A 24,458-nucleotide genomic window follows, 5' to 3' on the forward strand; every position below is an offset into this window, starting at 1 on the left:
TTATTTTACAGACCAAGTTCAGATATTAGATAAATAAGCCCATTCCGAGACACAACACTTTAGGGCTGTCCTTATGTCTACTTTACTGCAAAAACCACTCAATATTGTTGCTGTGTCAGGCGGTTTAAATACCCCGTCTAAAACTGAGGCTTTGGTACAAGAAATTTTAAATGAACTGGGCGAAGCCACCCCAATCAATGTACATTTCATTAAGTTTAGCGAAATTGGGCATCTACTCGGTGGTGCGATTTACCGCAATCAACTGCCACAACGTGTGCAAGATGACTTAGCCGCGGTAGAAGCAGCTGATGCCTTAATTGTAGGCACACCGGTTTATCGCGCTTCATTTACTGGACTTTTCAAACATTTCTTTGACTTTATCGAGCAAACCGCATTGGTGGATGTGCCTGTATTACTGGCTGCATCTGGGGGAAGCGACCGTCATGCCTTGGTGCTGGAGCACCAACTACGTCCACTGTTTAGCTTTTTCCAAGCGCAAACGCTCCCAATAGGCGTGTATGCCACAGACCGTGATTTCACTCCAGAATATACCATTCATAGTGAACTGCTGCGTGACCGGATTACCTTGGCTGTTGCACGTGCCTTACCAATTTTGGAATGGGCGCCAGCCAAAGGACAGCGTGCCGATGTCATCAAAGAAAAAACTCAACATGCCAATCAAACTTTGGGCATTAACAGGCAAATTGAGCAAGCCGAAGTTTTACCTTCTGCCGCAGTGCCAAGTTTAGATGCTGCTGAATCTCGGCTGCATGCAAAGAAAACACCACACAGCCATGTTGCATAAAAATTAAAACCTTCTGAGGGTCTCCGCATGACACAACATAATGACGTTCTTTTTGCCTATTGGGTGCCCAATGTCAGTGGTGGCTTGGTCGTTAGTGACATTGAACAGCGTACCGACTGGAGCTATGACTACAATGTCCGTTTGGCACAAACGGCTGAACAAAATGGCTTTGCTTATGCGCTGACCCAAATTCGCTTTACCGCAGGTTATGGTGCAGAAAATCAACATGAATCGGTGAGTTTTAGTCAGGGTCTCTTGGCGAAAACAGAAAAGCTCAAAGTGATTGCTGCGATTTTGCCTGGCCCTTGGAAACCAGTTTTGGCTGCAAAACAATTGGCCACCATTGATCACTTATCGCAAGGACGCATTGCGATTAATGTGGTCAGTGGTTGGTTTAAAGGCGAATTTGATGCGATTGGTGAGGAATGGCCTGAACATGATCAGCGTTATGCCCGTTCAGAAGAATTCATTCGGAGCCTCAAAGGGATTTGGACGCAGGATCATTTTAGTTTTCAAGGCCGTTATTACCAATTTAGTGACTACACCTTAAAACCAAAGCCTGTGCAGCACCCTCATATTGAAATCTTTCAAGGGGGAAGCTCTCGTGCCGCGCGTGACATGGCCGCCCGCGTTTCGGACTGGTATTTCACCAATGGTAATACCGTCGAAGAACTGAAAAAACAAATTGATGATATTCGAGAGAAAGCCAAAGCCCATCAACGTCAGGTCAAAATTGGGGTAAATGCCTTCATTATTGCCCGTGATACAGAACAAGAGGCTCAAGCGGTATTACAGGAAATTATTGCCAAGGCCAATATTCCTGCTGTACATGCCTTTGGCGATGCCACACGTGAAGCAGGTGCCTCAACCACTGAAGGCGAAGGCAACTGGGCAAAATCGACTTTTGAAGATTTGGTGCAATACAACGATGGTTTTAAAACCAATCTAATTGGCACACCTGAACAAATTGCTCAACGCATTATTGAATTAAAACAAGTGGGGGTAGATCTGATTTTATCTGGCTTCTTACATTTTATTGAAGAAGTCGAATACTTCGGCGCAAAGGTGTTGCCCTTGGTTCGTGAACTTGAAACACAACAGCGTGTACAAGCAAAGTCTGCTTAATTGTTGCATTACACTTTAAGCAGACTGATTTCATAAACCGATAACAACCATAACATGGCAACACCAAATTTCCCCTAAGGCTCGGCTTAGGGGATTTTTTTATTGGTGTATAATCCGCACAAAGTAAAAAACAACCACTTTATATGAACAATACTCAACCTTCCAAATTCATTAACCTCTCTTTGGCCTTTTTATGGGGCTATCAAGGTCTAATTCCTAAAATCCTCTTTATCAATCCCGATGAAATTGCCATTTGGCAAACTTTTGGGCTTTCCTACGCACAGGCCCAACTGGCCGGTCAGGGCTCAGGTGCGCTTGAGTGTGTTTTTGCTTTATTGTTACTATTTAATTCAAGTAAATATCTGCATTACCTCAGTATCTTTAGCTTAGTGTTTTTATTCGCATTGGTCACTTTTCTGATCCCAAACAGTCTCATTCGTGCTTTTAATCCTGTGGTCATGAACCTTGCGATGATCAGTCTATCAGTTTGTTATTGTATGCTTCACAACCAAGAAGCGACTTCCTTTAGTTCACAAAGTAAAGGATCAATATGAATTCAAAATCAGGTTGCATCGTCATTACAGGCAGTTCTAAAGGTATTGGCTTGGGTTTAGCTCAAGCCTTCTTGGAACAGCAACAAGCCGTTGTGATTTCTGGGCGAAATAGCACAGATTTACAGCGCACCCTGCAACAGCTACGGCATCGCTTTCCCGCTGCGCTGATTCATGCTGTCACTTGTGATGTCACGCAGATCCATGAAGTACAAACGCTTTGGGATGAAGCCATTCAACAATTTGGTGCTGTTCAGATTTGGATTAATAATGCAGGCAGTTGTACAGCGACACTAGACTTTAAAGATCTCGCAGCAGCAGACATACAGACTGTGGTTCAAACCAATATTCTAGGCAGTATGTTCGGCTCACAAGTGGCCTTAAACGGCATGCTGGCACAAGGCTATGGTCAAATTTTGAATATGGAAGGTTGGGGTACTCGAGGTGAATGGAGTGCAGGCATGACTACCTATGCCACCACCAAACGTGCCGTAGGGTACTTTAGTCAAGCACTGTTTAAAGAAACCAAACAGACCAACATTCAAGTCGGTACTCTCAGTCCCGGAATGGTGGTAACCGACCTACTGGTATCCTCATGGCAAAATGGCAATGTTCAGCACTGGAACAAAATGAAACGACTTTTTTTGTTTATTATCGATCCTCCCGAAGTGGTCTGTCGCTATTTAGCTCAACGGATTTTAGAGAATAAACGTCGCCATAGTCGAATCGTATGGATGACGCCATTACGTCTGTTGCTCCGATTTTTACAGCCCTATTATTGGCGTCGAAATCCCATCAAAGATACAGCTTTAGCACATCTCAACTCAAAATAATGCCACATCAAGTTATAGATCATTTACATTAAACAGAACCCCCGAATTAGGAATACTTCTGATGTACACAGGTATCGTACAAGGCTTAGAGAAAGTTCTAGATGTCCGTCAAGGCGACAGTTTTAGCACCCTTGTGGTTTCAAATACACACAACTTTTTTCACGATGTCTTCATCGGTGCAAGTGTAGCCATCAATGGCACCTGCTTAACTGCAACGCACATCGATCTTACCGCCAATCAAGTCCATTTTGATGTCTCAGATTTGACTCGACGCCTGACCACTTTAGGCACTTTACAGGCAGGTGATGAGGTGAATATCGAACGTTCAGCCAAAGTCGGGATGGAAAATGGGGGACACAACTTGTATGGACATATCGAAGGAACGGCTACGGTAAAGCAGCTGAGCCGTCACGGTGAGACTTTGCATGTGGATCTTCACATTCCAGAAGGCAATATCAAATACTTTTTCTTAAAAGGTTTTATTGGTCTGAATGGTTGTAGCCTCACCGTCAACCGTGTTGATCGTAACAGCCATGAAATTTCAGTTGATTTGATTCCTGAAACTTTGCGTCTGACCACGTGGGCATCGGTACAAGTCGGCGATGCGGTCAATTATGAAATTGATCAGATGACACGGACGATGGTTGATACCTTAGAAAGCATCCATCAGCGTTAAGATAGCTCTTCTATCTAATTGGACTGCACCCTATATACATTTTTATAGCGCAATCCCAACCTTTTAGTTACTTATTCTGAAATAAAAAATACCGTCTGCTTAAGACGGTATTTTTTAGACCAATTTTAGCCGTTTGAATATACTTCTTTAATCAGAACCTCTACCACCTGTGGGTCGGCTAAGGTTGAAGTATCCCCTAAACTATCCAACTCATTCGCGGCAATTTTCCTTAGAATTCGACGCATGATTTTACCTGAACGGGTTTTGGGTAAAGCAGGTGCCCAATGTAAAGCATCGGGTGTGGCAACCGGACCGAGCACTTTGCGCACCCACGCCACCAACTCGGCTCTCAATTCTTCCGACTCAGCAACATCGGCTTGTAAGGTCACAAATGTACAAATGCCCTGTCCTTTAATTTCATGCGGCATACCCACCACGGCGGCTTCGGCAACCGCTTCATGTGCCACCAAGGCACTTTCAATTTCAGCCGTACCCAAACGATGCCCTGCAACATTCAACACATCATCGACACGGCCGGTAATCCAGTAATAACCATCTTTATCGCGTCTTGCACCATCGCCCGTAAAATAACTGCCCAGATAAGTCGAGAAATAGGCTTCAATAAAGCGAGCGGGATCGCCCCAAATGGTTCGCATTTGTCCCGGCCAAGAATCTTTAATAATCAGATTCCCTTCGGCTTCACCTGCTAATTCTTTGCCTTCTGCATCGACCAAAGCGGGTTGAATTCCAAACATGGGACGTGTAGCAGAGCCTGGTTTTAAATCCGTTGCACCAGGTAATGGGGAAATTAAAATACCGCCCGTCTCTGTTTGCCACCATGTATCCACAATCGGACAGCGACTTTCGCCGACAACGGTGTAATACCAGTTCCATGCTTCAGGATTAATCGGTTCACCCACTGAACCCAATAAACGTAAACTGCTCCGATCGCTCTCTCGCACAAAGGCATCGCCCTCACGCATCATAGAACGAATAGCCGTAGGTGCAGTATATAAAATGGTGACATTATGCTTATCGACGATATGCCCCGTACGTGCCCAACTCGGATATTGCGGTACACCTTCAAACATGACCGTGGTTGTACCATTCGAAAGTGGTCCATAAATCACATAGGAATGTCCTGTAATCCAACCCACATCGGCAGTACACCAAAAAATATCATCTTGTTTTAAATCGAATACTTCACGAAACGTACTGTTCACATAGGTCAAGTAACCACCTGTGGTGTGCAATACCCCTTTCGGTTTCCCCGTCGAACCTGAGGTATATAAAATAAATAACGGGTCTTCGGCTTTCATGGGTTCTGGCGGGCAAATGTCATTCACCGACATAATTTCCATGTGATACCACAAATCACGCTGTGGTTTCATCTCAATCGGATTGCCTGTACGGTGTACCACTATGACATTTTGCACCGACTCTGTACCTGCCAAACTCAAAGCAGCATCAACATTCTCTTTCAGAAAAATCGGTTTGCCACCTCGCATGCCAGAGTCAGCCGTAATCACGACTTTGGCCTGACTATCCTCTATTCGACTGGCTAAAGAATCAGGAGAAAAACCACCAAAGACCACACAATGTACAGCACCAATACGTGCACAAGCCAACATTGAAATTGCGGCTTCAGAGACCATCGGCATATACAGCACCACGCGGTCACCTTTTTTAACGCCATTTTTCTTTAAGACATTGGCAAAACGGCACACTTCATCGTGCAATTCCAGATAAGAAATTATTTTGTGCCGTGAAGGATGATCACCTTCCCAAATAATGGCAGGTTTATACGGATGTTCTTTTAAATGTCGGTCTAAGCAGTTGGCACAGACATTCAATTCACCATCGGCAAACCATTCAATTTTAAAGTTCTCTTTATCAAAATTGGTATTTTTGACTTGGGTGAATGGGGTGATCCACTCCAGTTTGTGAGCTTGCTCTGCCCAAAAATCTTCAGGATGCTCAATGGAATGCTGATAACGTTCAAAATATTGGGCTTCATTGGTCCGTGCAGTTTTTTTAAATTCTTCTGGAACAGGATAGACTTCTTTCATATTCATACTTCCTTGATCTTTTTCATCTCATCACGAGATGCATGCCACGTTATAGATTTTTTATTGCTGCATCTGGGCAGTATTACGGCTCTTTTTTAGACACTGCAATCATGCTTTGGTCGTATATTATTTATACAGCTTAAATTCACAAGATGAAATCTAAGTTCTAGAAAAACTTTCGATGAATCAGTGTCTGGCACTTAAATTCATCTTATAATTTTCCTGAAATGCCCTGTATTTGCTTTTGCAAAATGCACCATTTCATTACCGAATCCACACTGGGACAGCCTATGAGCACTCCGCAAACATCCCCTTTTTTCTCACGCAATGTCTCACCTCAAAATGAGAATCCCTTGTCTATGCAAGGGCGCTTTGGTCGACTGAGCTTGATTGCTTGGAGTGGTTTTCTCAATCTAATCACCTTTTTTGCCACATTGGCCTTAAGCCTATTCCTCGGAATTTTTAATTTCAGTACCTATTCTTTAGAAAGTAATCTGTTACAAACCTTTTTAAGCGTGGCTGGACTCGGTTTTTGGGTCATTTTCATACTGTATTTTTATTTTAGTTGGGTGATTATGATCCGTCGCCTTCATGACCTGAATAAATCAGGCTGGATGCTGTTGTTGTTCTTCATTCCTCTGATTAATTTTTTTATGGCACTTTATGTATTATTGGCTTCAGGTACAGCAGGTTTAAATCAATACGGTACCCCGCGCACGACGCCTGTTTGGGAAAAAATTCTAGCATGGCTGATGATCATTTTATTTGTGTTAAGTTTCATGGCTTCTGGAAGTTTCATTTCTTATATGATGGGAGCTGGTGAACTGGAAACCCCGCAAGAAGTGATTCAAAAAGGCACTGAGTATTTTTAACGACTATCCACATAGTTAAAGCTGTATAACTTCAGTTGCATTCAGTTATCTTTCTGGCACTTTTCAGGCAAAATAGCGACAAATTTAAATTGTTTCGGATCTCCTGTGGCAGAACAACAACACAACCTGAGCGATGTGGCTCAGGGAACTTCTCAAATGATACAAGAAGCAGGTGCGAAAACGGCTGAAACCGTGATTGCACATACTGCGAAATATAATGACGCCTACACCACCATTGATAAAATCATGGCTAGTTTTTGGGAGCGCGTACCTTATTTCTGTATTGCCTTAGTTGTTCTTGTTATTTTCTGGTTGCTCTCTAAAGTCTTTAAGTTCTTTGTTCGTAAAACTTTAGAAAATCGCTCGTATACGCGTCAAAATTTGGTGTTGGTACTCAATCGTGTTGGAACCAGTATCATTATTTTCTTTGGCTTTCTCATTGCCATGGTCATTGCCATTCCGGGCTTTACACCTGGGCAACTCATGAGTGCCTTGGGGATTGGTTCGGTAGCAATCGGTTTTGCTTTCAAAGATATTTTTCAGAATATGCTGTCAGGTATTCTAATTTTACTGGGTGAACCGTTCCGCATAGGCGATGATATTATTGTCAATAATATGGAAGGGACCGTCGAAGATATTCAGATTCGCGCGACCTTCTTACGCTCAAATGATGGGCGCCGTATTGTGATCCCAAATGCAACCGTCTATACCAGTCCTGTTACAGTGAATACCGCCTACCAACGTCGTCGTTGCGAGTTTATGGTGGGTATTGGCTATGATGACGATGAACAAAAAGCCAAAAATATTATTACTGCAATTTTAGATAAAAATCGTAATGTACTGAGCCAACCGGGTTTTACGGTCAATGTCAGTGCGTTGGCTGATTTTTCAGTGAATCTCACCGTACGTTGGTGGATTGATACCACAGAAACCAATATTGCAGCATCAATCAGTGAAATTCAGGCCGAAGTCAAACGTGCCTTTAATGAACACGACATTAACATTCCTTATCCAGTACAGGAAGTGAAAGTCCATCGTGACCAAAACCTGCCTTACATGAAGTCCGAAACTTCAGGTAAACAAACGCCCTAAAATGTAGGAAATTGCGGTTTCCGTTCTTAAAATTCGGTTGCCTAAGCTCACCGCTTGGCAGCCGTTTTTTTCGAGTAGCTCAATCTCATAAGGAATAAATCCACCTTCTGGACCAATCAACAAAGTACACGCATGTGTAATCGCATTTGGCATACTTATGTCCGCATATGGGTGCGCCACATAGGCAGGTCTTTCAGCCCTAATCCACGTGGGTAATACATCTTCCACAAAAGGTTTAAAACGCTTATAAATTTCAATTTTCGGTGCAACAGTATCGCCCGCTTGCTCTAATCCCAAAGTCACGTATTGATCAATCTGCTGTAAAAAAGGGGTTTGCCAATAGCTTTTATCTACTCGGTAACTGTGTAGCAATACTATTTTTTCCACCCCTATCGTCACGCTATCCATGATTAAACGTCGCAATACTTTCGGACGTGGCATCGCCACAATTAAAGTGACAGGTAATTTCGCAGGGACAGGTTCTGTCTGAATGGGTTTCACTTGAATGACACTATCACTGACCATCAGGACTTCGGTTAAATAACGTTGCCCTTCACGGATCCCGACTTTCAAGCGATCACCCACCTGTACATTCAGATGGGTACGTAAGTGCGCTAACTGGCGAGTGGATGTAATTGACCAGACTTCAGATAGAGTTTGGCGAGGGTCTAAAAGCACGATATTCATAAGATGATGCAGCTAATTTAAATTGAAATAACTCGTAATATTCAAAAACTTCATTCATAGCCGCAAAAATCACTCTATAAATTTAGAGCCATTGTGTAGGCATTACCCTACTTTTGAAAGAGCAAAAGTAGGCAAAACTCTCTGTTAGGCTAATGGTATGTCCCTATACCACAGCCTAACGGTGGCATCCATGCCACCTCCACTTTTCAAATTACGAGAGCTTATAAATAGCCATCAATTGCTTGAATATGCTTTGCTAAAGAGCCTTTATTCAACTGCATAATCTGTTGTGCTGCTTGATTCAACTGTTGGGCTTGCTCAGCATCTTCTAATAACTGCATCAGCACGACAGTGGCTTGCTCCGCAGTTTCAACCACTTTAACAGCATCGGCTTGTACAAATTCATCAACGATGGTTTGGAAATTAAAATAGTTTTTCCCCAATACGGTCGGAACATCTAAGGCAATCGGCTCTAAAATATTATGTCCACCGCCAGGTTCATTTAGTGAACCTCCAACAAAACAGGCATCCGATAAGGCGTACCATAACCACAATTCACCCATTGAGTCAGCTAAGTAGACTTGGTTATCCGCCACTATTTCTTGCTTTAAACTTCGACGAGCGGTGTTTAAATTTAAACTTTGTGCAATTGCAAAGACCTCATCGAAACGTTCAGGGTGCCGTGGTACCACAATGCACAACAGTTCAGGCTGTGCATCTAAATATGGTTTTAAAGCACTTAATAATTTCTGTTCTTCGGGTGCATGGGTACTGGCAATAGTTATAATTTTCCGCCCAGCAAGTGACCACTCTTGTTTTAGTTGAGCCGCCTGTTTGACAAACAATTCAGGTGCATGAATATCAAATTTAATACTGCCCACTACCTGTGTTATTGACTGAGCTGCACCTAATTGGATAAAGCGTTCAGCCGTTGCTCGGTCTTGTGCCAAGAGCTGGTCTAGCCCGTGTAACATCGCGCGAGTTAAACCCGATACTTTGGCATAACCTTGTGCCGATTTTTCCGAGAGACGTGCATTCACCAGAATCGAGGGAACCTTAAAGAGCTGTGCCTGATCCAATAAATTTGGCCATAATTCAGTTTCAACTAGAATTAAAATCTTCGGTTGATATTTTTGAAAAAAAGCCTGTACCAAACCCTTTTGATCGGCAGGAAGATACACCGCTTGAAACAAAGCATCATACGGTGCTTTATTAAATAGCGACTTAGAGCGTGCCTGTCCTGTTTTAGTCGTGTTGGTCACCAAGACAGGATGACCTTGTTTTAAATAGTGTTCAATTAAGGGCTGTGCTGCATTGGTTTCTCCGACTGAAACGGCATGGAACCATAGCGCATTGCGGTTTTTCGGCGTTTGAAATGGCCCAAAACGCTCAAGACATTCTTGTTGGTAAGCGCCTTTATCTTGCGCCCGTTTTTTGATTCGCCATTGATACAGCGGTTTAATCATTGCGAGTGCTGCGTTATACCAAAAAGGAGTAGCCAAATACGTGCTCCGAAAAAACAATTACAAATAAAACAGCGCAATTTATCACATTGGGTAAATTGCGCTGTTATCTTGTCGTGAATTTAGCCGAAAAGCAATTTAAACCGCCGCTGTTTCAGTTTCAGCTAAAGTTGGATAATCGATATATCCTGCTGCTACATCTGTCCCAATCATATTTTCTAATTTGAGTTCATTCAACGGCGCATCTTGAACCAAACGCTCAAACAAATCTGGATTGGCAATATAATCTTTACCCCAAGACACTGCATCTGCCTGTCCTGTTGCCAATAAGTCAATCGCATCTTCACGGCTTAAACGCATGTTAGCAATCAACGGTACGCCACCTGAACGCTGTTTCAAGTAAGTACTGATACTGTCATCAGCCAAATATTCTCGGGTAAAGAAAAAGGCAATGTTACGTTTACCCAATTCTTCGAGTGCATAACCGAATGTTTCACGTGGATTGGCATCGCCCATGTCATGTTCATCGCCACGCGGTGCCAAATGCACCCCAACACGACCTGCACCCCAAACTTCGATCAGCGCATCGACCACTTCTAATAACAAACGTGCGCGGTTTTCAACACTGCCACCATATTGGTCATCACGTAAATTGGTAGAGCTTTGCAAGAACTGGTCAATCAAATAACCATTGGCTGCATGTAATTCAACGCCATCAAAACCCGCTGCTTTGGCATGAATCGCAGCTTGTTTATATTGCTCAATAATGGCTTGGATTTCCACAATTTCTAAAGCACGTGGCACCACATATTCACGTTTTGGACGCAATAAGCTGACATAGCCTTTCTGTTGTACATTACTTGCTGAAACTGGGGTTTCACCATTGAGTAAATCAGGATGCGATACACGCCCTACGTGCCACAATTGCGCCACAATTAAGCCATCTTTGGCATGTACCGCCTGAGTGACCTGTTTCCAGCCTTCAACTTGGGCTTCATTAAACAGCCCTGGTGTATTCAAGTAACCATTGGCTTCTTCCGAAATCACGGTTGCTTCAGAAATAATCAAACCTGCACTCGCACGCTGCGCATAATATTCCGCCATCATGGCAGTTGGTACGCGGTCTGCTGTTGCACGACTACGGGTTAACGGTGCCATAATCACGCGGTTTTTTAAGTGCAGATCACCCAAAGTTAAAGGAGTATTCAGTTCAGCCATAGTCGCCTCGATCGCCACTTTTTCAATTAAAGTGAACGTTGCAAATGTTCGATATATTGCTGAATCAAGGCTTCATTGCGGGAAAAATAAGACCATTGCCCATATTTTTCGACTTGAATTAAACCTGCTTGCTGGAGCACCGATAGGTGATTGGACATGGTCGATTGCGAGACTTTACCTAAACGTTCAATGTGCCCCGCACATACGCCTCGTCTGAAGTCACCACATTCGTCACTCGACAAAAACTGTTCAGGATGTTTTAACCATTCCAAAATTTGTCGACGGGTCGGATTCGCCAATGCTTTAAAAATTAAATCAATATCCATAGTTCAGACAGGTTCAATCATGTGCAAGCTTGATTCAGCTTTTCTTTAATATATCGTATTTTTTCGATTTTTATATCGAATATTTTAGATATATTGTAAAAAACTGCATCAAACTTGTCTAAGTTATTGATGATACTTGACTTATAAGCCTTGCTTTAAGCTGGCTTCGATAAATTTATCTAAGTCACCATCCAATACTGCACCCGTATTCGAGTTTTCAACACCGGTACGTAAATCTTTAATGCGTGAGTCATCCAAAACGTATGAGCGAATCTGACTACCCCAACCAATATCCGACTTGGAGTCTTCCAATGCTTGCGCAGCTTCATTACGTTTGCTCATTTCCAGCTCATACAACTTTGCACGTAACTGTTTCCATGCATGGTCGCGGTTGGCATGTTGTGAACGCTGGTTCTGACACGCCACCACAATACCTGTTGGCGCGTGGGTTAAACGTACCGCAGAGTCAGTTTTGTTAATGTGCTGACCACCTGCACCCGAAGCACGGTAGGTATCGGTACGTACATCCGCAGGATTGATGTCAATTTCAATATTGTCATCCACTTCTGGCGAGACAAACACCGCTGAGAATGAGGTATGACGGCGGTTACCTGAGTCAAATGGCGATTTACGCACTAAGCGATGCACACCTGATTCAGTACGTAACCAACCATAAGCATACTCACCTTCTACACGAATCGTTGCCGACTTAATCCCAGCCACGTCACCGCCCGACTCTTCCATCAATTCAGCTTTGAAACCATGGCGTTCAATCCAGCGCATATACATACGCAACAGCATTGAAGCCCAATCTTGTGCCTCTGTACCGCCTGAACCTGCCTGAATTTCCACATAGCATGGATTCGGGTCCATTGGGTTACTGAACATACGACGGAATTCAAGTTTTGCCAGTTCTTCTTCAGCAGAAGATAATTCAGCTTGTACATCTGCCAACAAACTTTCATCATCGGCTTCTACCGCCAAATCCAGCATGGCTTGTGCATCTTCAAGTTGTGTAGTCAAACCATCCAACACATTTAAAACGTTTTCAAGTTCGCCTTTTTCTTTGGCCATGGCCTGTGCACGGCTCTGGTCATTCCAAATTGCAGGATCTTCTAATTCACGCAGAACTTCTTCTAAACGCTCTTTCTTTAGATCGTAGTCAAAGATACCCCCGTAATGTTTGACCACGGTCGTTTAAATCTTTTAATTGGTTTAAATACGGATTAATTTCCACGGGAGCTACTCTCAAATCAATAATTAGCTTAAATAGCCCTCAATTATAGCACAGAGCATTTAGAGATTTTTAGCCACTGCCTGCAATTAGGAATTGACGGCGCTAGTGGGTTTTGGGCAAGCAAAAGATGAAACTAAAATTCAATCGGTGCTTGGTAGCGCTAAATATAAAGAAGATTATGATGCCACGACCTACCTCGCCTTAGTCGGTTATATGCCAATCTCTAACTTACTCCTTGCTACAGGAATTGATGGCTACCAAGGAGATGAAGACAATGACGATAACCGTTTTGCACTAGCTGCCAAATATGTTGCTCCTGTTGGTCAAGGACAGTTTATAAATCTTGAAGCGGATGCTGCTTGGGGAGATGTCGACAATATCAACTTAGCGGCCGATTATTATTTTGATCCTGCTTTTAGCTTTGGATTGGCTTATAACATAGAAGATGATGGTAGCGAGGATATCGACGTCTTCTCAGTTCGCTCTAAATATTTCTTTAATCCAAACTTTGCTGTCGGTGGTGCAGTGGGTTTTGGTGATGATGTGCAAGGCTTTAATTTAAATGCAACACTGCGTTTTTAAGATTTTCTGACGTTTAAAGTTTTCAAAAAACACGCTGAAGGGCGTGTTTTTTAGTATTTTTCGCTTACAATTTCGTCGATTATTTCACCATTTTGTATGCTATTCATAGAAAATACACAATTTTAATAAATCACTACAATTATTAAATTAAATATATATCAGGTTCTTAAAGAAAAGTAATTACATGATATTACGCTCGAAACAATTCCGTAACCTTCGCGCTGTTGACGCAATTCAGTTTTGCCCTAGACTAAAAGTGTAACAAAAAATTAATTTATTTTTTAGCCAAGTTTCAGAGGGGTCTTTTCCATGAAAAAATTAGCAATTGCCTCAGCATTGTTCTCTGTCATTGCCATGACTGGAACAGCTCATGCATACCAAGCCGAAGTAGGTGCTTCTGCTGGACTAATCGATCCTGATAACGGCAGCTCAAGCGGTTCTTTTGGTGTAGATGGCACGTATTACTTCAATCCAGTTCAAACCCGTAATGCACCACTTGCAGAAGCAGCATTCTTAGACCGTGCAAGTAACGTTAACGCAAAATATCAGTATGACGAAGTAGGTGATGACGAAGTCAACAATTATGGCGTGGGTGCTGAATACTTTGTTCCAAACTCAGATTTCTACTTGAGCGGTAATATTGGCCGTCAAGATGTGAAATTCAAGAATAGTCCTGACTTTGACACCACACTTTACAGTGCTGAAGTGGGTTACTTACCAGCACCTGGTTTCTTAGTTGCTGCTGGTCTGAAAGGTTATGACAATGACCATGATGACGGTGTAGACCCTACAATCCGTGCGAAATATGTCACTCAACTCAGCAATGGTAAAGACATCAACCTTGAAGCAGGCGCTGCTTTTGGTGACTTAGACGAATACAACCTTGCTGCCGACTATTTCATTGATAAAAGCTTCAGTGTAGGTGCAGACTACTACAGCAATGACTTAAACGATGTCAATGAATTCGGTGTAAATGCACGTAAATTCTTTACTCCACAAGTGAGCTTTGAAGGTCGTGTAGGTTTTGGTGAAGTTGGTAACAATGACTACAACAAATTTGGTGTAGCAGCGAAATACCGCTTCTAATTGCCAAAGTTATTATCATTTTAGATGAGTATTAAAAAACCGCTGAATTCAGCGGTTTTTTTATTGTAAATGCAACACTCGCAATTGCAAACTGACCTGCCCATTAAAACTATTCTGCTCTAACTCATATACTAAATGTACCGCAGACTGCATTGGATCAAAGCTGAATTTATCCGCAGCATTAAACGCAATGGCATCCACCACTTGCCCATTCTCCAAAGCCAGACGAAGTTTCAAGTGAACCTCCTTTAACCAGCGATAATCTAACACCTGAAACTGCCCTTCAAAGATGGGGGACGGAAATTTTTGCCCCCAAGGGGTTAAATTTTGTAGTAGATGAACCGTATCTAAATTCAATGCCTCGGTCGGTAATATGCCATCCGTCCATAAAGTGGCTTGAAACAGTGCCTCATCCATCGTTTGGATCAGCTCAACAAACTGCTGCTTAAATTCATCGAAATGCTGTTTCTTGATGGTTAATCCTGCGGCTGCGGCATGCCCACCAAAATGGCTAACCAAATGTGGAAACTGCTCTGCCACAGTTTCTATAGCATCACGGATATGAATGCCTTCGATTGATCGGGCGGAACCTTTAATATGCTCACCATCTTCATCGGTAGCAAACACAATCGCGGGACGGTGGAACTGTTCTTTTAAGCGCCCCGCCACAATCCCAATCACCCCTTGATGCCAATGCGGTTCGAACAGAATCAACGCGGCAGGCGTTTCACTCTGCTCAAGTTTGAATTGTGCCAAAGCGGTTAAAGCATCCTGCTTCATTTGGGTTTCGACCTGACGTCGTTCCACATTCAGCTGATTCAATTGCTGAGCCAAAGGATATGCTGTGCTGTAATCCTCTGCCAACAAACATTCAATGCCAATGTCCATGGTTTCCATGCGTCCCGCAGCATTAATCCGTGGCCCCAAGACGAAGCCTAAATCCTGTGCTTTGAGTTGTGCAACATCGCGCCCCGCAAGTTCCAATAAAACCGAAATCCCAATGCGACACTGTTGTTGCTGAATCCGTTTAATGCCTGCATCTACTAAAATACGGTTGTTATAGTCCAGTGCAGCAACATCCGCATAAGTCCCCAAAGCCACCAAATCCAGATATTGTGCAATCTTGGCACTGGATTTACCTTGCTGAGCACGGCCACTACTTAAATTTGCCAACAGATAGAATGCAACCCCGACCCCTGCCAAGGCTTTACTTGGAAATTCACAATCCAATTGATTTGGATTCACTACGGCCTCAGCAGCAGGGATCTCTTTGGTGGTGAGATGGTGATCGGTAATCACCACCTGCATCCCGTGCGCTTGTGCCTGAGCGACACCCGCATGACTAGAAATCCCATTGTCCACCGTGACCAGAACATCAGGCTGAAACTTGGCAAAAGCTAAATCTGCAATCGCAGGAGTTAAGCCATAACCATATTTAAAACGGTCAGGCACCAGATAATTCACTTGTGCGCCCATTTCTCGCAATGCCAAAACCATTAATGCCGTACTGGTAGCACCATCTGCATCATAGTCTCCGACAATCACGATTTTTTTTTGCTGATCAATCGCTTGATCAAGCAATTCAATTGCCTGAGGCAATCCTTTTAAATTCGGTGCTAAAAGATGTTTCAGCTTTAATTCAAGTTCTTGTTCCGATTGCACCCCACGGCGCGCCAAAATTTGTGCAATAAAAGGCGACACGCCCTGAATATTTTCAGGGCGTGTTAAATAAGGTCGTTGTTTAATTTGTATCTGTGTCATTTAAGGCATCAGTCGTTGTAATTTCCATATACCATCGATTCTTTCATAACTCAGACGGTCATGTAAACGATTTGGTCGTCCTTGCCAAAACTCATAATAATCTGGCTGTAAACGATAGCCGCCCCAAAAAGTAGGCTTATCCAATTCAGGCTGATCCACCACCTGATCTTGCAAATTCTGAAACCGTTGCTGAAGCTCATCACGGCTGGCAATGACACCACTTTGTGGCGTACTGATATGTGCCGCAATCTGGCTGTCACGTGGACGCTTACGATAATATGCGGTTGCTTCATCTTCGGTAATTTTTTCCACACGACCACTGACACGAATTTGGCGCTCCAATTCTGGCCAGTAAAACAACAGCTCAGCATAAGGGTTCTCAACCAAATCTAAGCCTTTTTGGCTGTCATAGTTGGTATAAAAGTCATAACCTGCTTCCGTTGCACCGCGTAACAGTACTGTACGGACATGTGGACGTCCTTGGCGATTTGCTGTCGCCAAATACATCGCATAAGGTTCGTGTAAACGCGCCTCTAGGGCAATATTAAACCAATTGAGAAATTGCTCATGCGGATGCTGTTCAACCTCCGACTCAAGCAATTCCCCTTTTTGATAACTCAACCGCAATTCACTTAAATCTTTAATTAAATCGCTCATTACATTATTCCTTAAGCGGCTTGGGTACGAACCACATCAGCAAGATGATTTGCCAAAGCAGTGACTTCTTCCAGTTGATCACCTTCTACCATGACCCGAATCACAGGTTCTGTACCTGATTTACGAATCAATAGACGGCCACGACCTGCGAGCTGTGCCTCAGCTTTTTCAAACTCAGCCACCATTGCTGGGTTTGCATATGGGTCTATCATGTGCTCTAAACGTACATTGACCAACACTTGCGGGAACAGCTTAAAGTCTGCAACCAGTTCATGCAGTGCCTTTTTCTGCTCAACCATCACTGTCAGTACTTGTAATGCCGCAATAATGGCATCTCCTGTTGTGCTCTTATCCAGCGTTAAAATATGACCTGATGGCTCACCACCTGTGACCCACTGATTTTCTTCAAGGGCTTGGAGTACATAACGGTCACCGACTTTGGCACGTACAAATGGCACTTGAGCTTGCTCTAACGCCAATTCCAGCGCCATATTGCTCATCACTGTACCAACAATACCTTCTGGTTTTTTGCTGGCTTGTGTCGCCAAAATATACAGAATATGGTCACCTGTAATTTGTTCGCCATTGCGATCCACCATAATCACGCGATCCGCATCGCCATCGAAAGCAATACCTACATCGGCTTTGTGCTCAATAACCGCTTTTTGTAAGTTTTCAGGATGGGTTGAGCCACAGCCTTTATTAATGTTTAGACCATTGGGTTCATTATAGAGTGCAATTACTTTGGCACCGAGCTCTATAAATACGGCAGGTCCTACGTTATAAGCCGCACCATTGGCACAGTCCACCACTATTTTTAAACTCGACAAATCATAATGATACGGGAAAGTCGATTTACAAAATTCGATATAACGACCATTGGCATCTTTTACACGGACACTTTTACCCAAGTTCGCAGTATCTTCAATCAACAAGTCATTTTCTAATTCTTGGTTAATTGCTTCTTGCAAGGCATCCGGTAGTTTTTTACCTTCACCAGAAAAGAATTTAATACCGTTATCGAAATAAGGGTTATGCGATGCAGAAATCACAATACCCAAACTGGCATGTAAGGCACGTGTTAAATGGGCAATTGCAGGGGTAGGCAGTGGACCCAATAAATGCACATAGACACCCGCAGCATTCAGTCCTGCCTGTAAAGCTGCCTCTAAAATATACCCTGATAATCGCGTATCTTTACCTAACACAACAATGGGTTTATCTTTCTGCGAAATTTTTTTTAAGACTTTCCCAGCTGCAAATCCTAGTTTTAATGCAAATTCAGGCGTAATTGGTAATTCTCCAAATTTCCCACGAATACCATCTGTGCCAAAATAACTCATGTTTTACTCACTTCTTATAGCTAGGTGCTGTTATCCACCTTTTGTCATAGTGAAATACTTTACACCAAAACAAAAAAGACCGTCATAGTGTTGACGGTCTCTTTGGGTCTAAATTACTAAAAATCAACCAACACGATAGTTAGGTGCTTCTTTGGTAATGGTGACATCATGTACGTGAGATTCCGACATACCTGCGGCCGTAATCTTCACAAATTTTGCATTTTGACGTAGATCTTCGATGGTTGAAGAGCCCGTATAGCCCATTGAAGAACGTAAGCCGCCCATCATTTGATGTACGATATTGCCCATTGGTCCTTTGTACGGTACACGGCCTTCAATTCCTTCTGGAACCAACTTCTCAGCACCCGCTTTAGAGTCTTGGAAATAACGGTCAGCCGAACCTGTCGCACCTGCCATTGCACCCAATGAACCCATACCACGGTATGCTTTGTAGTAACGACCTTGGAAGAATTCTACTTCACCCGGTGCTTCTTCAGTACCCGCAAGCAGTGAACCCACCATAATCGTACTTGCACCCGCACCAATCGCTTTCGCCATATCGCCAGAGAAACGAATACCACCGTCAGCAATTAAAGGAATTTGGTCTTTTAATGCATTGGCAACGCTATCAATCGCAGAGATTTGTGGCATACCAATACCCGCAACAATACGTGTGGTACAGATTGAACCAGGACCGATACCAACTTTTACCGCATCTGCACCAGCATCAAGGAGTGCTAATGCTGCATCACCTGTTGCAATGTTGCCGCCAATCACTTGGACTTGTGGATAGTTTTGTTTAACCCAACGTACACGTTCGATTACACCCGCAGAGTGACCATGTGCGGTATCTACCACAATCACGTCTACACCCGCATCAACCAATGCTTCTACGCGGCTTGGTGTTTCCACACCTGTACCGACTGCAGCGCCTACGCGTAAACGACCGAGGTCATCTTTACAACTGTTTGGATAAAGTTCTGCTTTACGGAAATCAGTGACCGTAATGAGACCTTTTAATTCGTTGTTCTCGCCAACCACCAATACTTTTTCAATACGGTGTCTCTGTAATAGCGCTTGAATCTGTTCTTTAGATTCACCTTCGCGTACAGTCACTAAACGGTCTTGACCCGTCATAATGCTGCTTACAGGTTGCTCAAGATTGGTTTCAAAACGTGTATCACGTCCTGTCACTATACCAACCACTTTCCCATCTTTCACTACAGGCACACCACTGATGTTGTTGGCTTGCGTAATCGCAATCAACTCACGCACCGTGGTTTCTGGTGTTACTGTAATTGGGTCTTTGACCATACCTGCTTCAAATTTTTTCACACGGCGTACTTCTGCCGCTTGGGCAGCAATATCCATGTTTTTATGCAAAATACCAATACCACCGTTTTGTGACATCGCAATTGCCATACGTGATTCAGTCACGGTATCCATTGCTGCTGAAACGAGAGGGATATTTAAGTTAATGCCACGAGTCAGGCGTGTCTTTAGAGAGACATCTTTTGGGAGGACAGTAGAATAGGCAGGGAGTAATAAGACATCATCGAAGGTTAACGCTTCTTGAACGATGGTCAACATAACAGTCTCACTGGTAATTTCCGTGCGCTATTATAAACAAATTTAGCTTTAAATTTCATTTGTTATTAAAAAAAATATCATTTAAAAAAATATAGGCACACGGAAAAGCATTTTCAGCCCCAGTTTCACTGCTAGAGACTGACTTTAATTTATAAGCCAATCTCATTTTCAATTAAGTAAAAAGTTAGGTTGGGCAGGTAAAAACACTTTCATCCATTAAGTCAATGCCACATTCCAAGGTTTCAATCCAGTCCAAGAACTGGTTGATCATCTCTTTACCGATAAATGGTGTACCATGTTGTGGCACAATCATTTCAACATCCATGCTACGCACCATCTTCACCCATAAGCGAATGACTTTATTGGAGCACATATAGCGTTGATGAAACCCTTTCATTTTCGGAATATGTGAAGAAAAATTTTCCAATGGCTTATTGGCATCATCCACCATCGAAGCGCCCATATCACCTGAAAATAAAATTTTTGCAATTGGATCGTAAAATTGAAAATTCCCGACTGAATGTAGAAAATGGGCAGGAACAACGACAATACTTGATTCGCCCAAAGGAATGATTCCACCGTGGTCTGGCAATTCGATCAAGCGTTCCAACCAGCCACCTTTCATGCGGTCACTCATAAAGGCAGAGTTTAAATGGGGTAAAAAGCGTGCCCAAAGCTTTGAAGCAACCACTTTGGCATCGCTATACACCAACCAGCGTGGCATTGAGGTAATAATGTCAGGATCTTGGTGTGAAGCCATCACATAATCCAGATTAGTTAAACGGGTGTATTTATTCAGCTCCATCGTTAAAGGGACATAGGTCAAATCCCCCCCTGGATCTAATACCGCAGCGCGCTCATGATCTAAAATCAGAAACTGGTTTGCCTGTACGCCTTCACCTTTAACCAAACTGGTAAAACTGATGCACTTATGTGTGCCATTATCAAATAACACTTGTGATGTGGTGCGATCAAAAGCCATAGCAAAACCCCAATAATTCTATTCTATTAAGTACAATTTTTAATTCCCTATAACATAAATGGAAATAGTTGAACTTACAATAAATATACAGAGCTAGTTTTCACTTTTTGGCACTTATTTGTCTGATTTATCTGATAAAAAACCCAACTGTTTTGCTGGGTTTTCTAAAAAAGCTCGCTTAGAAGAAATAATGCTGCACTAAGGTCGAGACTCCAATAATCAAGAAGATGACTGCGCCAATTTTATGAATTAATGAAATTGGTAACTTATCTGCCAACTTATTCCCGACAAAAACTGCGGGTGCGTTTGCCAACATCATGCCTACAGTGGTTCCTGCCATCACCCAGAAAATGCTGTCATAACGCGCAGCCAAGGCCACAGTTGCAATTTGGGTTTTATCGCCAATTTCTGCCAAAAAGAACAAGACGAAGGTTGCGCCGAATACGCCAAATCTCTGCCACTTATTGATGCTATCGGTCTCATCATCCAGCTCATCTGGAATCAACATCCAAGCTGCCATACCGATAAAGCCAAGGGACAACACCCAAATCAACACTTCAGGACTTAAAACCGTGGTGATCCACTGCCCCAATACCGCAGATAAGCCATGGTTAATCAGCGTTGCAGCTAAAATTGCAATCAGAAGAGGGACAGGTTTACGGAAACGTGCAGCCAATAATAAGGCAAGAAGTTGGGTTTTATCACCCATTTCAGCGAGTGCGACAATTGCTGTCGAAATGAGGAACTCATGCATAACATCTTTTCTCTGGCTAGCAAAATTTGCCTATGACTTACCCCTCCTGCTAGCCAAAATCAAATCGATTGATGCAGAGTGGTAAATCAAAGGTCTTGCCAACAAAAAAAGCTGCTTGATGAGCTTATTTGGTTCTTTGCTATGATGACCATGTTCTGTGGAACAATTATGTTGATCATCACCTTTTTACATAGCGTAAAAAGCGGCTACTCCCCAATGAATCGCAACTATTATACAAAATTTACTCAAGTTTTCCACTCTTTCGTTTTATTTTATCATCACGCAGATTTGTTCTCTTTTGGGTTAAAACTGGAATTCTAAGCGTTGGTATAACCAGATGGCGATTCGACACAATCCCAACAACATCGCCAAACCGACATTAAAACCAAGCCAAGCGAAACTTCCCCAGCCACTGGCACCACCAATATGCTGTGCCTGATATTCCATCGAGAACACGATCGTGGCGGTGAAAATTTCCAGCCCCATCACCAAATAGGTAATCCATTGCCATGGAAAATGTAACACACTCAGCCAAAGTCCCATTAACACCAAAACCAGCAACAATAACGGCAGCATAAACTTTAAAAATACAAACATTTATATGCGACTCCCTGCATTCACTTCTACTTTTCTCTTCATTTTAACCAAATCAAACCAGTTCTTTAAACTTCACAACAGATTTTGACGATTTTTCCAATTCCATCACAATAAAAAAACCCCGCCGAGGCGAGGTTTGAAGTACTGATTGAAACAATGACTAGATCAGTAAACTACGGATATCTGCCAACAGCTTAGTTAACTTGTTGGTGAAACGCGCTGCATCCGCCCCATTAATCACACGGTGATCGTAGGACAATGACAGTGGAAGCATAAGTTTCGGATCAAAACCTTGCCCGTTCCATACTGGCTGCATGGTCGCTGGCGAAATACCAAGAATCGCAACTTGTGGCCAGTTCACCAACGGTGTGAATGCTGTACCACCAATTGAACCTAAGCTGGTAATGGTAAAGTTCGCACCTTGAAGATCTTTCGGAGAAAGTTTTTTGTCACGCGCTTTTTGACCCAGCACACCTAGTTCAACCGCAATTTGCTTAATTGATTTTTGGTCAGGATGACGTAATACAGGTACGGTTAAGCCATCTGGTGTCGCAACGGCAATCCCCATATGAATTTCGTTACGTAACAAGACTGACTTACCATCATCTGCTAAGTGACCTGCAAAATCACGCTCTTCTTTCAATAGATGCGCAACAGCTTTAATAATGAATGCCATAATGGTCAGGCTAATGCCATCTTTCTTAAAGTTACCTTTAAGATCATTACGCCAAGCTTCAAGTTCAGTAATATCAGCCAAATCAAACTGCGTAACTTGAGGAATAAAGTTGTTCAATGACAATTGCGGAATTGATACTTGCTGCAAACGCGTCAGCACTTTTTCTTCCACACCACCAAAAGCAGTGAAGTCAGGAAGCTTTGGCAAACCTGAAACAGCAGGTGCTGCCGCAGCAACTGGAGCTGCTTGCGGTGCTGTCAAACGTGCTTTCACATAGGCAAACACATCTTCTTTCATTAAGCGACCATGTGGACCAGAGTTTTGCACCTGTGCAAGTACAACACCTAATTCACGCGCCAATTTACGTACCGCAGGACCTGCATATACTTTTGCATTTTCTGCACTTTGCTCTTTGGTTAGTTTATCTACCCCAGTTGTTTGTACTGGTGTAGCTTCAACTTTAGCAGCAGACACAGCAGGAGTCGTAGACGCTTGTGGTTGAGCTTTTGCAGGAACTGTAGCAGGCGTTTGTACGGCTGGCGCTGCCGATTCACCCTCAATGGTCACCAAAGGCATACCTTGCGCGACACTTTGTCCAGCAGAAACATGAATGGCTTTAATCACACCCGCAGTCGTGCTTGGTACTTCTACCGTCGCTTTGTCAGACTCCACCACAATAATGCTTTGATCGTTCTCAACACGATCGCCGACGCTCACCAGAATCTCAGCGACAGTGGCTTTGTCGACACCTAAGTCGGGTACTGTAATTTCGACTGCACCTGTTGCAACAGGTGCTGCGGTAACACCGGCTGCCTGTTGTACAGATTCAACTGCTGGTGCTGATGCAACGCTTGCTGGTGCTGATGCAACGCTTGCTGGTGTTGTTGCTGTTGGAGCTGTAGCACCTGCCACTTTCACTTTTAACAGCACTACACCTTCTTTAACCGTATCGCCTGCTTGAATTTCAACACTTTCAACCGTGCCAGCAACCGTACTCGGTACTTCAACCGTGGCTTTATCCGATTCAACCACCACGATACTTTGATCAACTTCAATTGTATCGCCAGCTTTGACCAGGATTTCACCCACAACCGCTTTTTCAACACCAATGTCTGGTACTTGCACATCAACTACAGCACTTGTCGCTGGTTGAGTCGCGACAGCAGGAGCTGCAACTTCTGGTGTGGCAACCGCTGGAGCAGGTTCAGCCACTTTTTCTTCCACTTTTGCTGCGACAGGAGTGGCAGCAACATCTGATTCAAGCTCAATCAGTACAGCGCCTTCAGACACTTCATCGCCCACTGCGACACTGATGCTTTTAACCACACCTGTTGAAGTGCTAGGCACTTCAACAGAGGCTTTGTCAGACTCAAGTAAGACTAGACTGTCATCAACAGCAATCTGATCACCGACTTTTACTAAAATTTCTGCAACCGTGGCTTTATCCACGCCAATATCAGGTGTTGTGATTTGCAT

23 protein-coding genes and 1 riboswitch are annotated in these 24,458 nt (G+C 43.3%); of the genes, 9 read left to right on the forward strand and 14 right to left on the reverse strand.

From position 1 onward, the window contains the following. Positions 1-73: 73 nt before the first annotated feature. The 5 genes from msuE (at position 74) to DCO44_RS02880 (ending at position 3,990) form a co-directional block, all read left to right on the forward strand. The gene (gene msuE, locus DCO44_RS02860; protein ID WP_116759106.1) at positions 74-805 is read left to right on the forward strand and encodes an FMN reductase; all 732 of its coding nucleotides are present in this window, start codon (positions 74-76) and stop codon (positions 803-805) included. Between the two features lie 27 nt (positions 806-832). Further along, positions 833-1,930: a dimethylsulfone monooxygenase SfnG gene (gene sfnG / locus DCO44_RS02865; RefSeq protein ID WP_116759107.1), complete on the forward strand. Its 1,098-nt coding sequence runs from the start codon at positions 833-835 to the stop codon at positions 1,928-1,930. A 143-nt stretch (positions 1,931-2,073) separates the two neighbouring features. Further along, on the forward strand, positions 2,074-2,484 hold the full coding sequence (locus DCO44_RS02870; RefSeq protein WP_116759108.1) for a DoxX-like family protein: 411 nt from the start codon (positions 2,074-2,076) through the stop codon (positions 2,482-2,484). Next, positions 2,481-3,314: an SDR family NAD(P)-dependent oxidoreductase gene (locus tag DCO44_RS02875; protein ID WP_116759109.1), complete on the forward strand. Its 834-nt coding sequence runs from the start codon at positions 2,481-2,483 to the stop codon at positions 3,312-3,314. The genes DCO44_RS02870 and DCO44_RS02875 overlap by 4 nt, the downstream gene beginning before the upstream one ends. Positions 3,315-3,375: 61 nt before the next feature. Continuing rightward, positions 3,376-3,990 carry a riboflavin synthase subunit alpha gene (locus DCO44_RS02880; RefSeq protein ID WP_116759110.1) on the forward strand — a complete coding sequence of 205 codons (615 nt, stop codon included), beginning with the start codon at positions 3,376-3,378 and terminating at the stop codon, positions 3,988-3,990. A gap of 125 nt (positions 3,991-4,115) precedes the next feature. Here the strand turns inward: DCO44_RS02880 and acs are convergent, their stop codons facing one another. Further along, positions 4,116-6,059: an acetate--CoA ligase gene (acs, locus tag DCO44_RS02885; protein WP_116759111.1), complete on the reverse strand. Its 1,944-nt coding sequence runs from the start codon at positions 6,057-6,059 to the stop codon at positions 4,116-4,118. Positions 6,060-6,349: 290 nt separating this feature from the next. Here acs and DCO44_RS02890 point away from each other — a divergent pair, with 290 nt between their 5' ends. Together DCO44_RS02890 and DCO44_RS02895 are read left to right on the forward strand one after the other, a co-directional pair. Beyond that, the gene (locus DCO44_RS02890; RefSeq protein WP_116759112.1) at positions 6,350-6,931 is read left to right on the forward strand and encodes a DUF805 domain-containing protein; all 582 of its coding nucleotides are present in this window, start codon (positions 6,350-6,352) and stop codon (positions 6,929-6,931) included. Positions 6,932-7,036: 105 nt separating this feature from the next. After that, positions 7,037-8,023 carry a mechanosensitive ion channel family protein gene (locus DCO44_RS02895; protein WP_116759113.1) on the forward strand — a complete coding sequence of 329 codons (987 nt, stop codon included), beginning with the start codon at positions 7,037-7,039 and terminating at the stop codon, positions 8,021-8,023. On the opposite strand, the gene DCO44_RS02900 is transcribed toward DCO44_RS02895, so the two are convergent. The 5 genes from DCO44_RS02900 to prfB all read right to left on the reverse strand — a co-directional run bounded on the left by DCO44_RS02900 (position 8,003) and on the right by prfB (position 12,954). Continuing rightward, positions 8,003-8,710, reverse strand: a complete 708-nt coding sequence (locus DCO44_RS02900) for a 16S rRNA (uracil(1498)-N(3))-methyltransferase (protein WP_116759114.1) — start codon at positions 8,708-8,710, stop codon at positions 8,003-8,005. The genes DCO44_RS02895 and DCO44_RS02900 overlap by 21 nt on opposite strands. A gap of 221 nt (positions 8,711-8,931) precedes the next feature. Beyond that, the gene (locus DCO44_RS02905; protein WP_116759115.1) at positions 8,932-10,212 is read right to left on the reverse strand and encodes a 3-deoxy-D-manno-octulosonic acid transferase; all 1,281 of its coding nucleotides are present in this window, start codon (positions 10,210-10,212) and stop codon (positions 8,932-8,934) included. Positions 10,213-10,311: 99 nt separating this feature from the next. Next, positions 10,312-11,391: an alkene reductase gene (locus DCO44_RS02910; RefSeq protein WP_116759116.1), complete on the reverse strand. Its 1,080-nt coding sequence runs from the start codon at positions 11,389-11,391 to the stop codon at positions 10,312-10,314. Between the two features lie 26 nt (positions 11,392-11,417). Further along, positions 11,418-11,717, reverse strand: a complete 300-nt coding sequence (locus DCO44_RS02915; RefSeq protein ID WP_016168823.1) for an ArsR/SmtB family transcription factor — start codon at positions 11,715-11,717, stop codon at positions 11,418-11,420. A gap of 141 nt (positions 11,718-11,858) precedes the next feature. After that, positions 11,859-12,954, reverse strand: a protein-coding gene (prfB, locus tag DCO44_RS02920) for a peptide chain release factor 2 (RefSeq protein ID WP_116759117.1) whose coding sequence is annotated in 2 segments (ribosomal slippage) — positions 11,859-12,881 and positions 12,883-12,954 — 1,095 coding nt in all. Because the reading frame shifts where the segments join, the coding sequence is not laid out codon by codon here. Positions 12,955-13,047: 93 nt separating this feature from the next. Between prfB and DCO44_RS02925 the strand changes: the two genes are divergently transcribed. Both DCO44_RS02925 and DCO44_RS02930 read left to right on the forward strand, forming a co-directional pair. Next, positions 13,048-13,536: a putative porin gene (locus DCO44_RS02925; RefSeq protein WP_116759118.1), complete on the forward strand. Its 489-nt coding sequence runs from the start codon at positions 13,048-13,050 to the stop codon at positions 13,534-13,536. A 309-nt stretch (positions 13,537-13,845) separates the two neighbouring features. Continuing rightward, a complete protein-coding gene (locus DCO44_RS02930; RefSeq protein WP_116759119.1) occupies positions 13,846-14,622 on the forward strand; it encodes a putative porin in 777 nt (258 codons plus the stop codon). Between the two features lie 60 nt (positions 14,623-14,682). Here DCO44_RS02930 and recJ read toward each other — a convergent pair whose 3' ends face one another. The 8 genes from recJ to DCO44_RS02970 form a co-directional block, all read right to left on the reverse strand. Beyond that, complete coding sequence (recJ, locus tag DCO44_RS02935) at positions 14,683-16,383, reverse strand: single-stranded-DNA-specific exonuclease RecJ (protein WP_116759120.1); 1,701 nt, start codon at positions 16,381-16,383, stop codon at positions 14,683-14,685. Continuing rightward, positions 16,384-17,040, reverse strand: coding sequence for a pyridoxamine 5'-phosphate oxidase (pdxH, locus tag DCO44_RS02940; protein WP_116759121.1), 657 nt, complete (start codon positions 17,038-17,040; stop codon positions 16,384-16,386). 11 nt (positions 17,041-17,051) lie between these two features. Continuing rightward, positions 17,052-18,383, reverse strand: a complete 1,332-nt coding sequence (glmM, locus tag DCO44_RS02945; protein ID WP_116759122.1) for a phosphoglucosamine mutase — start codon at positions 18,381-18,383, stop codon at positions 17,052-17,054. A gap of 123 nt (positions 18,384-18,506) precedes the next feature. Next, a complete protein-coding gene (gene guaB, locus DCO44_RS02950; protein WP_116759123.1) occupies positions 18,507-19,973 on the reverse strand; it encodes an IMP dehydrogenase in 1,467 nt (488 codons plus the stop codon). Positions 19,974-20,157: 184 nt separating this feature from the next. Next, entirely contained in the window at positions 20,158-20,955 is a 798-nt protein-coding gene (locus tag DCO44_RS02955; protein WP_116759124.1) for an MBL fold metallo-hydrolase, read from the reverse strand. Between the two features lie 178 nt (positions 20,956-21,133). Continuing rightward, positions 21,134-21,709 carry a TMEM165/GDT1 family protein gene (locus DCO44_RS02960; protein ID WP_116759125.1) on the reverse strand — a complete coding sequence of 192 codons (576 nt, stop codon included), beginning with the start codon at positions 21,707-21,709 and terminating at the stop codon, positions 21,134-21,136. An 85-nt stretch (positions 21,710-21,794) separates the two neighbouring features. Further along, positions 21,795-21,936: riboswitch (yybP-ykoY riboswitch) on the reverse strand. Positions 21,937-22,012: 76 nt separating this feature from the next. Next, on the reverse strand, positions 22,013-22,306 hold the full coding sequence (locus tag DCO44_RS02965; protein ID WP_116759126.1) for a hypothetical protein: 294 nt from the start codon (positions 22,304-22,306) through the stop codon (positions 22,013-22,015). Positions 22,307-22,466: 160 nt separating this feature from the next. Next, positions 22,467-24,458, reverse strand: a complete 1,992-nt coding sequence (locus tag DCO44_RS02970) for a 2-oxo acid dehydrogenase subunit E2 (RefSeq protein WP_116759127.1) — start codon at positions 24,456-24,458, stop codon at positions 22,467-22,469.

It is taken from the genome of Acinetobacter sp. AM (assembly GCF_003105055.1).
In the GTDB taxonomy this organism is placed as follows: Bacteria; Pseudomonadota; Gammaproteobacteria; order Pseudomonadales; family Moraxellaceae; genus Acinetobacter; species Acinetobacter tibetensis.

Bases quoted from the DNA above. Each gene is read 5' to 3' on its own strand.
- msuE (WP_116759106.1), top strand. From the start codon at position 74: ATGTCTACTTTACTGCAAAAACCACTCAATATTGTTGCTGTGTCAGGC.
- sfnG (WP_116759107.1), top strand. From the start codon at position 833: ATGACACAACATAATGACGTTCTTTTTGCCTATTGGGTGCCCAATGTC.
- DCO44_RS02870 (WP_116759108.1), top strand. From the start codon at position 2,074: ATGAACAATACTCAACCTTCCAAATTCATTAACCTCTCTTTGGCCTTT.
- DCO44_RS02875 (WP_116759109.1), top strand. From the start codon at position 2,481: ATGAATTCAAAATCAGGTTGCATCGTCATTACAGGCAGTTCTAAAGGT.
- DCO44_RS02880 (WP_116759110.1), top strand. From the start codon at position 3,376: ATGTACACAGGTATCGTACAAGGCTTAGAGAAAGTTCTAGATGTCCGT.
- acs (WP_116759111.1), bottom strand. From the start codon at position 6,059: ATGAAAGAAGTCTATCCTGTTCCAGAAGAATTTAAAAAAACTGCACGG.
- DCO44_RS02890 (WP_116759112.1), top strand. From the start codon at position 6,350: ATGAGCACTCCGCAAACATCCCCTTTTTTCTCACGCAATGTCTCACCT.
- DCO44_RS02900 (WP_116759114.1), bottom strand. From the start codon at position 8,710: ATGAATATCGTGCTTTTAGACCCTCGCCAAACTCTATCTGAAGTCTGG.
- DCO44_RS02910 (WP_116759116.1), bottom strand. From the start codon at position 11,391: ATGGCTGAACTGAATACTCCTTTAACTTTGGGTGATCTGCACTTAAAA.
- DCO44_RS02915 (WP_016168823.1), bottom strand. From the start codon at position 11,717: ATGGATATTGATTTAATTTTTAAAGCATTGGCGAATCCGACCCGTCGA.
- DCO44_RS02930 (WP_116759119.1), top strand. From the start codon at position 13,846: ATGAAAAAATTAGCAATTGCCTCAGCATTGTTCTCTGTCATTGCCATG.
- recJ (WP_116759120.1), bottom strand. From the start codon at position 16,383: ATGACACAGATACAAATTAAACAACGACCTTATTTAACACGCCCTGAA.
- pdxH (WP_116759121.1), bottom strand. From the start codon at position 17,040: ATGAGCGATTTAATTAAAGATTTAAGTGAATTGCGGTTGAGTTATCAA.
- glmM (WP_116759122.1), bottom strand. From the start codon at position 18,383: ATGAGTTATTTTGGCACAGATGGTATTCGTGGGAAATTTGGAGAATTA.
- guaB (WP_116759123.1), bottom strand. From the start codon at position 19,973: ATGTTGACCATCGTTCAAGAAGCGTTAACCTTCGATGATGTCTTATTA.
- DCO44_RS02955 (WP_116759124.1), bottom strand. From the start codon at position 20,955: ATGGCTTTTGATCGCACCACATCACAAGTGTTATTTGATAATGGCACA.
- DCO44_RS02960 (WP_116759125.1), bottom strand. From the start codon at position 21,709: ATGCATGAGTTCCTCATTTCGACAGCAATTGTCGCACTCGCTGAAATG.
- DCO44_RS02965 (WP_116759126.1), bottom strand. From the start codon at position 22,306: ATGTTTGTATTTTTAAAGTTTATGCTGCCGTTATTGTTGCTGGTTTTG.
- DCO44_RS02970 (WP_116759127.1), bottom strand. From the start codon at position 24,458: ATGCAAATCACAACACCTGATATTGGCGTGGATAAAGCCACGGTTGCA.